The organism is Flavobacterium sp. N502540, from assembly GCF_025947365.1.
Classification (GTDB): domain Bacteria; phylum Bacteroidota; class Bacteroidia; order Flavobacteriales; family Flavobacteriaceae; genus Flavobacterium.
Genome location: NZ_CP110012.1, coordinates 2554367 through 2570635, shown reverse-complemented (window position 1 = coordinate 2570635; position 16269 = coordinate 2554367). Strand labels below are relative to the sequence as shown.

Here is a 16269-nt window from a genome sequence, read left to right as displayed (position 1 = left end):
TAAGTGATACAAGTTCATTTAAAAAGAGTTTTCAAATTATTGATATTTTGAAAACTCTTTATTTTTTTGCCCAATCTCTAAATTATAAGCCAGCCAAATCCCTAAATCTTGGAACCTACAAAATCATTTCAGTTTTGCTTTGACATCAGTTTTGAAAAAAACCTGAATGTCTACCTCCCAACAGCTTATATCATTGAGAATACCGATGATATTAAATATCTAGACAAAAAAGCGAGTACAGATGTACTTGAAAGTTTTGGAGTTCTTTTTGAAAATTTAGATTCCAATACAAAAAAAATACTGACGGCTTGCGACTCTTTAAAACCTGATTTTATTTTCAAGAAATTCAGCGCCAAAATCAAATCGGCTAAAACAATTGCTGATTTACAAAAAGATTCCAAAATTGAATTTGCCATTCGTCAGCATTTAAAATTTAACTTAGAATCCTTTTACAATCTAATTGTAAAAGAACAATTTCCATTCTCTGCTAACATGAGTGCCGAAAAGGATTTTTATCGCTGGAGAGTCGATACAAATCCGTTAGAATTTGAACCTCAGATTCAATTTGACAAACACGCTGAAGGCATTACTTATACTTTATCTTTAAAAGAAGGCGAAACCACATTTTTACCAATGGATAAAAGTGTGGATATTCTTTTGGACGAACCAAGCTGGTTGATTATCGACAAAAAACTTGGGCAGTTAAAAGAACTTAATTCTAAAAAACTGCTGCCATTTTTAAAGAAGAAATCAATCGAAATACCATCAAAACTAGTTGACAATTACTTCAAGAATTTCATTCCGGAAATAGCAAAAAAAATCGACATCGAATCTACCGGCTTTGAAATTGAGCTTCGTGACACCATCATCTCCTGCACGGTTCAGCCTGTTTTTGATTTCTTTAAAAACTGTTATTACCTCAACCTTTTTTTTGACTATAACGGCTATTCGTTTGATGCGGGTAAAACTAAAAAAACACACTCTTTTGTGGATTTTAGTGTTGCAAACGAACCTAAAATTATTCAGTTCAAACGAAGCGCTGATGAGATTTCCTATACAGACAAATTACTCAGTCTTGGTTTAACAAAAATCAAAAATGAATTGTTTGGATTGAGTTCAGATGCTGAGACTTCTGATCCGTATGTCAATATTCAATTCATTATTGACCATAAAGAACCACTCGAAAGTCTGGGTTTTACAATTCAGAATCTCAAACTCGAAAGCAAAGAAATCATCACCGAAAGCAACACCATTTCAATTGCAAAAGAAACAAAAGCCGATTGGTTCGACATTAAAATAATCATTACAATTGGTCCTTATAAAATCAATTTCAGCGAAATAATTCCAAACATAAAAAGCAAAGAAAGACTCTTTATGTTACCTGACGGAAATTACTTTTTGATTCCGCTGGAATGGTTTAGTAAATACGGCTCTCTGGCAAAATTGGCAAAGACAGAAAACGGAGCTGTTTTGTTGCGTAAAAGCAATTTTACAGCTTTAGACAGTATTTCAGAAATCGCCAATGATCCGGACCAGATTCATAAAGCTGAATTTACAGCTTCAGATTTACTAAAAGCAACCCTGAGACCGTATCAGATTGACGGTGTAAAATGGCTTTTAGGTCACTTTAATGCCAATCTTGGCGCGTGTCTGGCCGATGATATGGGACTTGGAAAAACGCTGCAGACTTTAGCGGTTTTAGTTGCGGTACAGGAGCAACTGGGCTTTACGACCAAAACGACCAATTTTGATTTATTCTCAAACGATACGACTATCGAAAGAGAACCCCTGAAGGCCTTGATCGTTCTCCCTTCTTCTTTGGTTTTTAACTGGTACAATGAAGCCGGAAAGTTTACGCCTCATTTTTCGAAAATGCAATATGTGGGCAATGACCGAAAATTGCTGGCAAGCAGATTAAATTCAACCGATTTAATTTTTACGAGTTACAGCATTGTTCATCGTGATATTTCTATTTTAGAAAAATATGATTTCCGCTATTTAATTCTTGATGAAAGTCAATACATTAAAAACAAAGATTCTAAAATTTTCAAAGCCATCAATAAAATTAGTACGGGACATAAAATTGCTTTGAGTGGTACACCAATCGAAAATTCACTTGACGATTTATGGTCGCAGATGCAGTTTATAAATCCGGATATTTTGGGGAGTTATGCTTTTTTCATGGAAAATTTCAAAAATCCTATTGAGAAAAAACAGAACGAAGAAGTTTTAAATGAATTAAAAAACCTGATCCAGCCTTATATTTTAAGAAGAACCAAAGAACAGGTTTTAAAAGATTTACCTGAATTGACAGAGCAGGTCTATTACTGCAATATGGATGCTGAACAAGAAAAACTATACGAAAAAGAGAAATCAAAAGCACGTAACTTTTTACTAAAAACGGATGGATCAGGTCCTGATAAAATTAGTATTATCAACACTTTAATGAAGTTGAGACAGCTGAGCAATCATCCCAAAATGGTCGATCAGGATTCTGAAGTTGATTCTGGAAAATACATTGCCGTTACGAATTACCTGAAAAACTTAGTCAAGGGAAAACAAAAAGTAATCATTTTTAGCTCCTTTGTGACCAATTTGAATTTTTATACTGATTGGTGTAAAGAAAACAAAATAGAATATTGCGAGATTACTGGTGAAACTCCGTCACAAAAAAGAGAGCAGCAGGTAAAACGATTTCAGGAAAAAGAAAACCCGTTATTATTCTTTATTTCCCTTAAGGCGGGTGGTGTTGGTCTCAACATTACCATGGCTTCTTATGTCTTATTCCTAGATCCATGGTGGAATCCTTTTGCAGAGAAACAGGGAGTGGGAAGAGCACATCGTATAGGACAATTGAACAAAGTAAACGTAGTTCGTTTCATTTCAAAAAACACAGTCGAAGAAAAAATCATCAAATTACAGGAAAACAAAAAACTACTCTCGGATTCACTTTTGGAAGAAAGTCATATCAGCGACGAAATTGAAGCTAATCTCGAATACCTGCTGGGTTCCTGATAAATTGTTTTCAAAACCTCTAAAACAGCATCTTATTAGGTTCTATAAAATTGTTATATTTACAATCTTACAACTTAATAAGATGCCAAAAAAATTGTTTAGAAACCTCTTTATATTTTTCATTTTTGCTTCGGCTACTGCTCAGGAAATACAAACTGAAGTAAATCCGCCTTACAATATTAAAACGGTCTCTTTTATTCAGAACGGTAGTAATGTCGTTCCAATCTTCGAATTGGGGGAAGCTTTTCAATTTCAATTTGACGATTTATTTGGCAATGAAGCCAATTATTATTTTGAAGTGATACACTGCGATTACAACTGGAAACCGTCTGATATTCCGAAAACAGACTACATCAGCGGTTTTGACAATCAGCGAATTACCGATTATTCGAATTCGTTTAATACACTTCAAATCTATTCGCATTACCGACTTCCTTTCCCGAATCAGTTTACCAGTCAGCTGCGTATTTCCGGCAACTATATGCTTCGTATTTTAAATGAGGACAAAGAAGTTGTGCTATCCAGAAAGTTTATCTTATACGAAAATCACTGTACTGTAGCGACTCAGGTAAAAAGAAGCCGGGATTTGTCTAACATAGAACACAAACAAAATCTGGATTTTAATATCAGCTCTAATGATATTGTTTTTCAGACTCCGCTGCAAAATATAAAAGTACTACTGTTACAAAATGGCAACTTTAACACTTCTATTAAAAATATTGTGCCGCAATACACCATTGGGAATCAGCTGGTGTACAAATACGATAAAGAAACTCAGTTTTGGGGTGGTAATGAGTTTTTGTATTTTGAAAACAAAGACATCCGCGCAGCTAGCACCAATGTAGCCAAGGTAGGAACCAGTGGCGACATTTATAACTCTTATTTGTTTACCAATCTGGCAAGAGCCAATCAGATTTACTCGAACAATCAGGATGTAAACGGAAATTTCGTAGTGAAAAATATCAATGCTTCCAACAATGAAATTGAAGCTGACTATGCCTGGGTATATTTCAGCCTGTCCGCTCCAACTTTCAGAGCCTCGAATAAGGATATTTATATCAGTGGGATGTTCAACAATTACAGCTTAGCTCCAGAATATAAGATGGATTATAATTCAGAGAAAGGTATTTTTGAAAAAGCAATTGTGATCAAACAGGGGTTTACTGCTTTTCAATACACGGTTGCCGATAAAAAAGGAGTGATTGATTATGAAAATGCCATAGACGGAAACTTTTATCAGACTGAGAATGAATATACCATCCTGGTGTATTACAGAGAAAGCACAGATCGATACCAGAGAGTGATTGGCAAAGGAAATGCAAACTCGATAAACATCATAAATTAAAACATTGTTAAGGATTTAGGCAGAAAGATTTTTTTTCGTAGCTTTGCACCTATAACGCACACATATATACTACTTTAGTATGGTTTCTCAGATAACAAGAGGCATAAAAATATCTGTTTTGACTAGTTTTGAAGGTACTTACTTCAAGAACTATAAGATTCACTTTGCTTTTAGCTATGTCGTTACAATCGAAAATCACAGCAAAGATTCTGTTCAGTTAACTTCCCGTCACTGGGAAATTTTCGACTCTTTGAACGACCTTGAGATTGTTGACGGTGAAGGTGTTATTGGGAAAAAACCGGTTTTAAAACCCGGCGAAAATCACACTTATAGTTCAGGCTGTTTATTGTCATCTCCTTATGGTGCGATGAAAGGTCATTTTAATATGATCAACTTTACCACTACCAAAACATTCAAAGTAATTGTTCCTACTTTCAGAATGTGTGCTCCTTTTGCTTTAAACTAAGTTAGAATAAAATACTTCTTAAGTTTTTCGGTTATTGAAGTATCTAAACTTTGTGTGTTTAGATAAAAGTCTTTATTATGCGCCATAAACTCTTTTAGATTGCTATTTTCTTTCCAAAGTAAAACTCTCCCATTTAAAGTGTCAGCTCCCGTATACACGAGCATATTTCCTAAAAACAAGTCTTTTTCTAAAGGCTTTATCTGAATGGAGAATTGAGAATAGGAATTGTTTTTTTCTACAAATTCGGCTATCAGGTGATTCTCTGCATTGCTGATTCTTCCAATTCCTTTAAAATTTTTATTGTTTACTTTAAGCTTTAGCTCCCCTAATTTATTTAAAACCTGAAAAGAAATCGAAACAAGATAATTGTTCTGATCCCTAAAAAAACCGAGATAATCTCCAATTAAAAACTTAATGATTTTGGCCCTACTTAAAGAGACAGACAGATCGGACATTTTTTGAGGTAAAATCCCTTCTACTTCCATTCTTTGAGAATGAAGGTAGTAATAGAAATCCGGGTTAATTTCTTTGCTTCTTACTTTTTCATTTTGTGATTCCAGATTCTCAACCAATTCAAAAATTATTTTCCCAACTACAGGATTATTGTGCCTTGCAAATCCGCAGTAAGCTCCCAACAAGACTGGTTTTGTCATCATGTTATTTCCATAAAACAGATTTACAAAACACTCTTTGTTTAAATTCGAATTTTCTTTGCCAAAATAAAAAGAGAGCGCATTTTCTCCGCTTGAAACACATTTACCATAATAATTATAAAAAGAAGGTTCAAATTCTTTCTCCCAGTAGAGAATCTCCCATGAGGCTGTTTTCATTTTATAAATCGTAAACTTCGATTTAATATAGTATTGCTTATCTTCTACATAATAGCCCACATAATATAAAGTTTCGTCCTTGACGGCGATACTATTATAATTAATTTCTTCTAATTGTCTTAATTCATTAGTGATGTGCGGAGAGTTTTTCAAATAATCCTCATAACTTTTATATCCTGCCGCAGCGATCAGTAACGACAGGTATTCTCTTCTCAATTTAATGTCTTTATCATGTCCTTTCTCAATATCTTTTATTTTATTATAAAGATATTTTCCATTAATCCAATTTCCCGTTTTATCAATTATAAACTTTTTAAGATTGGGCATTGCCTCATTGTATTTTCCAAACCCATAAAGTTGAAAAACGCTAAGTGTCTTTATTTCGATTTCATAGTACGCTGAAAACGAAATTAATATTTCCTTATGAAGGCTTAGTAAAAATTCATTCGACAAATTAATTCCTCTGACACTCATTCTTATTGACAATTACATTAATAAATCAAAAATACAACATTCCAGTTTAATTCCAATTTAAAAAAAGTAACCTAAAATAAACAGGAATAATTATTTTGAAATAGGAATATCAATACTTTTAACAAATAAATATTTACTAACCTTACCCGCTATTCAAATGAAACTTTTACTATTAATCATTTTATGTTGTGGTCAAATCGTTTTGAGCCAAGAGAAAAGAAGTATTGGAGGCCGCATAACCGATGATTTAGGTTCTCCTGTTTCGGGCGCTTCTGTAATGGAGAAATTAAATCCTAAAAATGGAACCATTACTGATTTTGATGGGTCTTTTATTTTACAATTAGACGAAAACTCAAAAGAATTAGAAATCTCTTCAACAGGATTCAAGAGCAAAGTAGTTGCTGTAGAAGGCACTATCGTAAATGTCTCTTTAGAACAAAATGAAAATGAACTGAAGGAAGTCACGATTAAAGGATTTGGCTCTTTGGCAAGTAGAGCCAGAGTAAGACTGCAATCGATACAAAGTTTACCGGAAACGACGGTTGCCGTAAATGCCCAGACTATTGAAGCCAATGGGATCAATAATATCCAAACCTTTACCTCTCAAATTTCGAATGTAACTTTCAATCAGGCGCAACAGCCCGGAGTTAACTTTCTTACCGTAAGGGGGATTTCGCAAATACGAAATGGAGAATCTCCTGTTGCCGTTGTGATCGACGGAATGACTTTACCCGATGCAAGTGCTATGAACATGTCCCTGTATGATTTAGAATTATTGGAATTTGTGAAGGGTCCGCAAGGAACTTTATACGGGAAAAATGCCATCGCCGGCGCTATTAATATCACAACCAAAGACCCTACAAATAAGTACAAAAATAAAATTACGCTCTCTACGGGAAACGGAGGTTTACTTGGTGCCAGATTTTCCTCTTCGGGGCCACTTGCAAAAAACAAGTTTTACTACAGTGTATCGGGAGGTTATAAATCGTTTGACGGACTAATAAACAACACTTTTTTAAATAAAAAAGTAGATTTTTCCAAAGAATACAATATTCGGGCAAAATTAAAATATGTGTTCAACTTGCAATGGTCTGCAACCTTTGTTCAGGACAATTTTAAAATTAAAGCTGGCGGAAATTATTATGTTACCAAAACAGACATCTTTAACGCTTCGATTCCTCCTCTTGCAGACAATGATTATTCTCATGAACCTTTTGGTGATATTATGGGAGACTCCCAATTATCCAATTCTTTAAGCAGTTTAAAAATTGAAGGTAATTTAAGTAAAGTAAGATTTCAATCTGTGACTTCTTTTAATGCTACCAAAAGATACTATATTGGAGAAAATGATTATTCGCAATATGCCTTCAGCAAGGTGTCTCAGGACTCTGACTCTGATACTTTTAGTCAGGAATTCAGGCTTACTTCTAAAGATTCAAAAGACTCTAAATTTAATTATACCGTTGGAACCTTATTCCAAAACAGCAAACGCTACTTAAACACGTCGACTTTTTTGAATAAAACGTTTTACGAAGGCGGTTATACAGACGCTTCCGCCGCAAATGCCAAGTACGACACCAAGCCATTGGTTGGCAACAATGACGATAATACGATAAGAACAATTGCTGCATTTGTTTTTGGTGATTACAAAATAACTTCAAAGTTAACCGCATCAGCCGGAGTGCGTGCGGATAATGACCAATTGGAAAACAAAGCACATATTTCTCATACGTTTTCAAAAACTAATATAACCGTTTGGCAGCCTAAACTTTCCTTAGCTTATCAATTTTCTGAAACTGTTTTAGGCTATGTAAATTATGGAAAAGGATACAGAAGTGGCGGATTTAACTCGGCCAAAACGATAAAATTTGAGAAAGAGTACCAACCTGAATTTACAAATAATTACGAAATTGGTATTAAAACCAGCTTTTGGAACAACCGAATTATTTTTAATAATGCTTTTTATCAAATCGATTTCAAAAATCAGCAACAATATACCTTTATTCCCCTTACCCCTTCTGTACTGGGCATTTACAATCTGGACAAAGTAAAAATATCCGGATTTGAATCTGAAATAAAATTTAAAGCCACTAATAATTTAGACTTTTTTGCCGGTTTAGGCTTTAATAACGGCAAAATTGAAAAAGGAAGTTACAACCAGTTAACGAATGCCGCCGCTTTTGATTATAAGACTTATAAAACAATTGACATTAGCGGCAACACCTCTCCCTATACTATAAAAAATACCCTTCAGGTTGGTGGTAATGCGAATTTTGCCCTGAGCGAAAAATCAACTTTAGGATTTTATGTAAATGCAGATCACAGAGGAGAACAGTTTTGGGATTCTCGTGAACAATACAAACAGGAACCTTTTACCCTTGTCAACGCCAGAGTAAATTTAAACCTAAGTCATTTTGGATTAACGCTTTGGGCAAATAATATTTTTAATACTAAATACAATCCCGAATTTTTTCCTACGGCCGAGTTTGGGTTTAACAATTTAAGATTTCCAAGCACTCCATGTACTTTGGGCTTAGATCTATCCTATAAATTCTAATCAGAACCAAAAATCATTTTATAAAAACCCAATACCAGACATATGAGAGTTGCAACAGACATAGGAGGAACTTTTACCGATTTAGTTTTCTTTGACTATGATAAAACAAACAAAGAAGTTACCACTGTAAAAGTATCAAAAGCAAGCACAACTCCTGGCGAGTTTGAAAAAGGAATACTAAACGCTATCAAAAAAATCGATCTGGATTTACGTACTATCGAATTTTTTGCTCATGGTACAACCGTGGTAATTAATGCCATTACAGAACGAAAAGGTTCTAAAACGGCCTTAATTACAACACAAGGATTTAGGGATGTTCTGGAAATAGGAAGAGGGACACGACCTGATTTATACAACTTCAATTTCAAAAAAGAAGCTCCTTTTGTAGAACGTTACCTGCGTCAGGAAATACAGGAACGCATTAATTACCTGGGCGAAATTGTAACTCCGCTAAACACAGACAACCTGGATGATTTACTGCACTATTTTATTGATGAAGGTGTCGAATCGATAGCAATTTGCTTGTTACATGCCTACAAAAACCCTATTCATGAAAAAAAACTGTGCGAAATTATAAAACAAAAATACCCGCAAATTCAGGTTATTGCATCACACGAAGTTACAAGAGAGTGGCGGGAATATGAGAGAACCAGCACAACTGTGCTATCTGCTTATGTTAAACCTATCGCTACGAAATATTTGAATAATCTAACCCATAACCTTCAAAAAAAAGGATACCATCATAACTTGTATATCATGCAATCCAACGGTGGCATAACAACGGTTGATGATGTAAAAGCAAACCCTATAACCCTTATCGAATCGGGTCCTGCAAGCGGTATGTTAGGTGGCGTTGTACTAGGAAGAACAATAAACAAACAAAACTTAATTATTTTGGACATTGGCGGTACAACAGCAAAATGTTCTTTGATTGAAAATGGGGTCCCAAAAATTGTAACGACTTATACTATCGAGAAAACAAAAACACAGGCCGGATTTCCTATCCTAACCCCTGTCATCGATATTGTCGAAATAGGAAATGGAGGCGGCAGTATTGCCTGGATAGATTCTGGTGGAAAAATGCGGGTTGGCCCTCATAGTACAGGTGCAAGTCCGGGACCTTCTTCGTATGGAAAAGGAGGAACTTCGCTAACTACAACAGATGCCAATGTGATTTGCAACAGGATTCACAAAGACTATTTCCTTGGTGGTGAATTAAAACCCGATTTTGACAGTATAGAAAAAGCAGCAGAACCGCTTCGAAAAGAATTAGAAATGTCTACTGTCGAAATTGCGCGAGGTATCATTCGTATTGCAAATTCGAATATGGTTAATGCTTTAAAGAGCGTTTCAGTCAATAAAGGATACGACCCCAGAGACTTTTCTTTGGTTGTTATTGGAGGCGGAGGCCCTATGCATGGCGCTTACTTAGCCGAAGAATTGCAAATACCAGAAGTAATTATCCCCCTAAATGCAGGTGTATTTTCAGCATTTGGTATGTTAATGTCCGACCTGAGAAGAGATTACATTCGTACAGATGTCTTAGATTTAAAACAAAACAACCTGAACACGCTTCAAAAGGTTTTTGACGAAATGGAAAAGGAATCTATCCATGCTTACGAAAAAGATAAATATGAAAAAGAAGTCATTCATTTTGAATATTATTTAGACTTAAGGTATAATGGTCAGGAGCATTCTGTTAAACTAAAACTGAATGATGTAAAAAAGCTAAACCTTAAAGAAATCGAGGATGCTTTTCATCTCTTACATAAAAAAAGATACACTTTTAAACTTGACGATACTATTATCGAAATTGTAAATTATCATTTGGTTGCTGAAGTAAAAGTAAACAAACCTCTCATTGGAAAAGTTGAAGCAAAAAACACCTCTGTTGAAGATGCTTTAATCACAACAGAAAAGGTAGATTTTGACCAGCAGGGTATCTTCCTAAGTCATTTTTACGAGCGCGAAAAACTAAACCCAAATTGGGTTATTCAAGGCCCCGCAATTATTGTTGAAAGCTCAACCTCAACTGTAATCCCTCCCAATTGTGAAGGCAGAATTGATTCTTACGCCAATATTATTATCTCTAAAAAAAATACAAATGAGCTTAGATAAATTCACATCCGACATCATTCAGGATTCCTTAATAGCGATTGGCGAATCTATGTTTGAAACGATTCAAAGAACAAGTATGAGCCCAATTATATATGAGGCTTTAGATTATGCTGTTGGTATTACAGATGGCGACGGAAAACTTTTGGCTCAGGGAAACGGAGTTATTACTTTCCTTGCTGCCATGAGTCTTGTTGTCGAAGAAACATTAAAACAATATAAAGACAACCCCTTAAAAGAAGGAGATGTTATCATCGCTAATACTCCCTATGTTGGCGGCGGAACTCATTTGTCGGACATTGCGATCATTACTCCTATTTTTTATCAGGGAAAAAGGGTTGCGTTTACCGTAAACAAATCGCACTGGACTGATATTGGAGGCACAAACCCGGGATCTGTTTCTACTGTTTCTACCGAAATTTATCAGGAAGGATTACATTTTCCTTTTGTAAAAATAAAAGACCAAGGGGTTCTAAATGAAGGTTTAATCAAAATGTTAGAAGTAAATGTCAGACTTCCAAAAAGCACTTTGGGTGACCTCTATTCCGGTATTGCTGCCAATGATGTTGGAGGAAACAACATTATCAGGCTTATCGAAAAATATGGTCTGGAAGCTTATGAAAAAGCCGCTGTTGAATTTATGGAATATGGTGAAAGAATAAGTTTACTAGAGTTGCAAAAAATTCCGAATGGCATTTATGAAAATACGGGCTGGATAGAAAATGATGGTTTCGGAAATGGTCCTTTTCCTCTAAAATTAAAAATAGAAATTACAGACTCCTGTATGATTTGCGACTTTACAGGCTCACACAAACAATTAAAAGGCCCTTTAAATTTGTCCCGAACAGGTCTGGAAACCGCTGTCAGAGCAGCATTCAAATCTATTACAACACCTACTCTACCGGCAAATAATGGTTCTTTTTCGCATGTAAAACTAATCTGTCCGGACGATACAATGGTAAGTGCAAGTACTCCGGCCGCAACTTCGGTTTATTACGAAATATTTCTGGCTGCCATTGATTTACTTTTAAAAACATTAGGTCCCATAGCTCCCGATAAACTACCGGCGGGACATTTTAGATCGGTATGTGTTACCTACATTTCAGGTTTTCATCCAGTAACCAATGAATTTTATGTACAAGCCGAGTCGCTTTCGGGCGGATGGGGAGCAAGCGCTTTTCATGATGGCAACAAAGGTCAGTTTTCTTATGCCCACGGAGAATCTTATAATATTCCGGCAGAAACCAGAGAACGCAAATATGGCATTATGGTTGAAGAATATACTTTTCATAACGAAGGTGGTGGTTATGGTGAATTTCAAGGAGGAAACGGACAGTATCTTACCTTTAAAGTTTTATCCGACGAAGCATTTTTAACCGGTGCTTTTTTAGGATATTCTATTCCCACCTGGGGCTTAAATGGAGGAAAAGAAGGAAGTTACAATTATTTCACCGTAATTAGAACAGACGGAACCATAGAAGATTACAATATTGTGACCAACGTAAAACTCAACAAAGGCGACAGGGTAAAATTGGTTACCGCAACTGGTGGAGGATATGGTGCTCCGGAAAACAGATCGGTTCAAAAAATCGAAAAAGATCTAAAAAACGGATACATTACCAAAGAGCAGGCTTCTGCGTATTATAATTACAAGTAAAAAACAGAACAGATTCACTAAAATTGAATCGGCATAAAAACAATTGATTATGGAAGTAAAAAAACTAACTTTCCCAAAAACCGGAGAGTATTATTTGAAATATATTTTTGAGAAAAGCGAAAATAATGTTCAGGCATCTTGTGGATCTGTGTTTCTCAAAAAAGGAGAAATCCTTCCGTTTAAAACCCTGGATTCACACGAATTTGCTTTATTACTATCGGGAAAATTACTCGTTTATACACAAAATGGAGCAAAAGTAGAAATGAATGCAGGAGATTTAATCTACATCCATAAGGAAGAAGTCAGAGAGACCGAAACTCTTGAAGATTCTCAGGTGTTGTTTTTTTTATTTGTTTAAACCTACGGATCAATTAAAAATGAAATCCTAAAACCGAAAAATGACAGCACCTTATTTCAACTCCTGATTGCTGTTTCTAACGGATCTTCACTTACTTTCTTCATGAATGCCTTATTTTATCGTTATCTTAATCACAAAATTATCAAATTATTAATTTATCCTTTGTACTTTTGTACGGCTTTAGATTATTCGTAACAATCAAATCGTCTAACCCTTAAATTGTCTAATTATCTAATTTTAAATAACATGCTAAAAGGATTCTTTCACGTACCAAAAGCGGTAAACGAACCGGTAAAAGGATACGCACCTAACTCACCAGAAAAAGCAGCAGTTCAAGCCGCTTACACTACTTTATGGAACTCTAAAATCGACGTGCCGTTATACATCGGAAGCGAAGAAATCAGAACCGGAAATACAAGAACAATATCAGCTCCTCACGATCATAAACATATCGTAGGAACCTACCACTTAGCTGAAAAACAACATATCGAAAAAGCGATTGCCAACGCTCTTGAATCAAGAAAAGCATGGGCAAATATGGCATGGGAACAACGTGCTGCTATTTTTTTAAAAGCAGCTGAGCTTATTGCAGGACCATACAGAGCCCGCATTAATGCAGCAACAATGATCGGTCAGTCAAAAAATATTCACCAGGCAGAAATTGATGCTGCTTGTGAGCTAATCGACTTTTTACGTTACAACGTGGAATTCATGACTCAGATTTACGGAGATCAGCCAAAATCAGATTCTTCTACATGGAACCGTTTAGAATACAGACCTCTTGAAGGTTTTGTTTACGCTATTACTCCTTTCAACTTTACTGCTATCGCTGCTAATCTTCCTGCAAGTGCTGCTATGATGGGTAATGTTGTGGTTTGGAAACCAAGCGACAGTCAGGTTTTCTCTGCAAAAATCATTATCGATATTTTCAAAGAAGCAGGTGTTCCTGATGGAGTTATCAATGTTGTTTTTGGTGATGCTTTAATGATTACCGATACTGTTTTAGCAAGCCGTGATTTTGCAGGAGTTCACTTTACAGGATCAACTCATGTATTTAAAGACATCTGGGCTAAAATTGGTGCTAACATTCACCACTACAAAACATACCCTAGAATCGTTGGAGAAACTGGTGGTAAAGATTTTATCATTGCACACCCAAGTGCTAACGTAAAACAAGTGGCTACAGGAATTGCCCGTGGTGCATTTGAATTTCAAGGGCAAAAATGTTCTGCAGCTTCAAGAGCTTATATTCCGCAAAGTTTATGGCCAGCTGTAAAAGAACAATTAGTTGCCGATGTAAAATCAATGAAAATGGGTTCTCCGGAAGATTTTGGAAACTTTATTACAGCGGTTATCCACGAAGGTTCTTTTGATAAATTGGCGAGCTACATCGACCAGGCTAAAAAAGATGCTGATGCTGAAATCATCGTTGGAGGAAATTACGATAAATCAGTTGGATACTTTATTGAGCCGACGGTTATCGTAACTACAAACCCAAAATATACTACAATGGAAACCGAATTATTCGGACCGGTAATCACGATTTATGTTTATGAAGATGCTAAATGGGAAGAGACTTTAGAATTAGTAGATACTACTTCTGAGTACGCTTTAACAGGAGCAGTATTTAGCCAGGATCGTTATGCTATTGAAGTAGCTACAGTGAAATTGCAAAATGCTGCCGGTAACTTCTACATCAATGACAAACCAACAGGAGCCGTTGTAGGAATGCAGCCGTTTGGTGGAGCAAGAGCTTCAGGAACTAACGATAAAGCGGGTTCTGCATTGAACTTGTTGCGTTGGGCATCTCCAAGAACTATCAAAGAAACGTTTGTAACTCCTGAAGATTACAGATATCCTTTCTTAGGTTAATTTGTTGCAAGTTTCAAAGTTTCAAGTTAGAAACTTTGTCCCTATAAAAAAGAGGCTGTCCAAAAAGTAAGGACAGCCTCTTTTTCTGTTTTTATTCTAAAATCAATCTTATTTTATCTGAGAAATAAATTACAATCTTTTTGCAAGTCTTATCGATTTAGCCGAAAGAAATTCTCCTGATGTGTCATACTCCCATTCAGAATACAATGTATCTAACAGATTTGTTCCAAAGGTTAAATTACGATCTCCTAAACCTGCTAAAACAGTAAAAGCAATCTGCCAAGTCCCCATATCAGGACCATTTTCTATATAATTGAAATATTGTCTAGGTTTAAAAACTAATTGTCCAACTCCACCACTACTCGTTTTTCCAAAATTAAAAACTAAATCCGGGTAATTATAATCATCAGGATCATTTTCAGGCTGAATAGGCAAAGCACCATTAAGAGTTACTGCCGCTATTAAAATATCAATTTCTGCCTGTTCCCCTTTGATTTCAGATGCCCCTGTATCCATAATCAGAAAGACATCTTCCAATACTGGTTTTGAATTAATAACAATAGAATCACATGGAGAAGTCCAATATATATCTTTAATAATGTCTAAGGTAATTATCGTAGCTGGGTCATATTTTGAACTATTTCCTCCTCCAAATATTATTTCCCCTGAATCTACATTTTTTCCATCGATAGTGTAATCTACCCAATAAGCCATAAAGGGTTGTAAAAGCAAACCAGAATCCCACATTAAGTTGAATAATAAATTTGATCTTGATGAATTTCCAGAAGGGCCACAAGCAATAAATCCATCTTGCACAAGTTCCTCAAATCGAATACCACTGTATAGTTGACTAAGCCAAAAATCAGAACTAACTGACGATTTAACATTATTGATATCAGTTAATGACCAAAAATCAATCCCAAGATTAACCTTCATTGAACCCCATGGCCCAAAATTAATTGTGTCTAATGCTTGATCAACCCAAACAAATGAGGAGGATGAAGTGGCGTCAAATGAAGCATGAGCCTTGCATTCATTCGTTGTACATGTTTTTGCAGTAATCCATGTGTCAATAGTTCCAGTATCCATCATGAATTTAAAAATTTGTGGACTGACTGAATTAGTTCCAATTATAGCCAGAATATACCATGGTGTAGCACCGTTATTTGTGATCGCCCCTCTTTGAAGTTTAAAAGGCAAAACAGCTGACGCACTTGTAGAATCTTTAACTACGGGCTTTTTGTTGATCAAATTAAGATCTTTGTATCTCTCAATTCTCGATAACAACTCTTCTTTAAAGTTCATTGTTCTCATATTAAATTTATTTAAAAGGTTATTTTATTTGAAAAAATATCACTAGAAAAAACATTTTAGTTTAAATTGACTACGTATACTTTTTATGATTGATTACTTTTCTTGACTTGAAGCAACTGTAAAATTAAGGTGTTGTTACTACTTTTATCAATAAACCCACTGAGGGTTATCCATTGTTACCTTGATATTGTTCAGGAAAGCTTTTCCCCTGTTCTAAAAACCTTAGCTCTTTGCAAATAGCAACTTATTTTTTTTATTTTTAAGAT

At 35.4% G+C, this 16269-nt stretch carries 10 protein-coding genes; 8 read left to right on the top strand and 2 right to left on the bottom strand.

Features of this window, described 5'->3' with window-relative positions; all coding sequences use genetic code 11:
• The first annotated feature begins 108 nt into the window (after positions 1-108).
• The 3 genes from OLM58_RS11120 (at position 109) to apaG (ending at position 4826) form a co-directional block, all read left to right on the top strand.
• Positions 109-3015 (top strand): DEAD/DEAH box helicase, encoded by a 2907-nt coding sequence (locus tag OLM58_RS11120; protein ID WP_264532331.1) that lies wholly within the window; start codon positions 109-111, stop codon positions 3013-3015.
• A gap of 82 nt (positions 3016-3097) precedes the next feature.
• The gene (locus tag OLM58_RS11115) at positions 3098-4360 is read left to right on the top strand and encodes a DUF5103 domain-containing protein (RefSeq protein WP_264532330.1); all 1263 of its coding nucleotides are present in this window, start codon (positions 3098-3100) and stop codon (positions 4358-4360) included.
• Positions 4361-4439: 79 nt separating this feature from the next.
• Complete coding sequence (gene apaG / locus OLM58_RS11110; protein ID WP_041517556.1) at positions 4440-4826, top strand: Co2+/Mg2+ efflux protein ApaG; 387 nt, start codon at positions 4440-4442, stop codon at positions 4824-4826.
• Here apaG and OLM58_RS11105 read toward each other — a convergent pair.
• Positions 4823-6130, bottom strand: coding sequence for a hypothetical protein (locus OLM58_RS11105; protein ID WP_264532329.1), 1308 nt, complete (start codon positions 6128-6130; stop codon positions 4823-4825). The two genes, apaG and OLM58_RS11105, sit on opposite strands and share 4 nt — an antisense overlap.
• A gap of 157 nt (positions 6131-6287) precedes the next feature.
• Here OLM58_RS11105 and OLM58_RS11100 point away from each other — a divergent pair, with 157 nt between their 5' ends.
• From OLM58_RS11100 to pruA, 5 genes are all read left to right on the top strand, one after another.
• Complete coding sequence (locus tag OLM58_RS11100; protein WP_264532328.1) at positions 6288-8687, top strand: TonB-dependent receptor; 2400 nt, start codon at positions 6288-6290, stop codon at positions 8685-8687.
• Positions 8688-8729: 42 nt separating this feature from the next.
• Entirely contained in the window at positions 8730-10805 is a 2076-nt protein-coding gene (locus OLM58_RS11095; protein WP_264532327.1) for a hydantoinase/oxoprolinase family protein, read from the top strand.
• Positions 10792-12459 (top strand): hydantoinase B/oxoprolinase family protein, encoded by a 1668-nt coding sequence (locus tag OLM58_RS11090; RefSeq protein ID WP_264532326.1) that lies wholly within the window; start codon positions 10792-10794, stop codon positions 12457-12459. Before OLM58_RS11095 ends, OLM58_RS11090 begins: the two co-directional genes overlap by 14 nt.
• A 49-nt stretch (positions 12460-12508) precedes the next feature.
• The gene (locus tag OLM58_RS11085; RefSeq protein WP_264532325.1) at positions 12509-12817 is read left to right on the top strand and encodes a cupin domain-containing protein; all 309 of its coding nucleotides are present in this window, start codon (positions 12509-12511) and stop codon (positions 12815-12817) included.
• Between the two features lie 246 nt (positions 12818-13063).
• Positions 13064-14689, top strand: a complete 1626-nt coding sequence (gene pruA, locus OLM58_RS11080) for an L-glutamate gamma-semialdehyde dehydrogenase (RefSeq protein ID WP_017497795.1) — start codon at positions 13064-13066, stop codon at positions 14687-14689.
• A 129-nt stretch (positions 14690-14818) separates the two neighbouring features.
• On the opposite strand, the gene OLM58_RS11075 is transcribed toward pruA, so the two are convergent.
• Positions 14819-16003 (bottom strand): pepsin-like aspartic protease, encoded by a 1185-nt coding sequence (locus tag OLM58_RS11075; protein ID WP_264532324.1) that lies wholly within the window; start codon positions 16001-16003, stop codon positions 14819-14821.
• Positions 16004-16269: the final 266 nt, after the last annotated feature.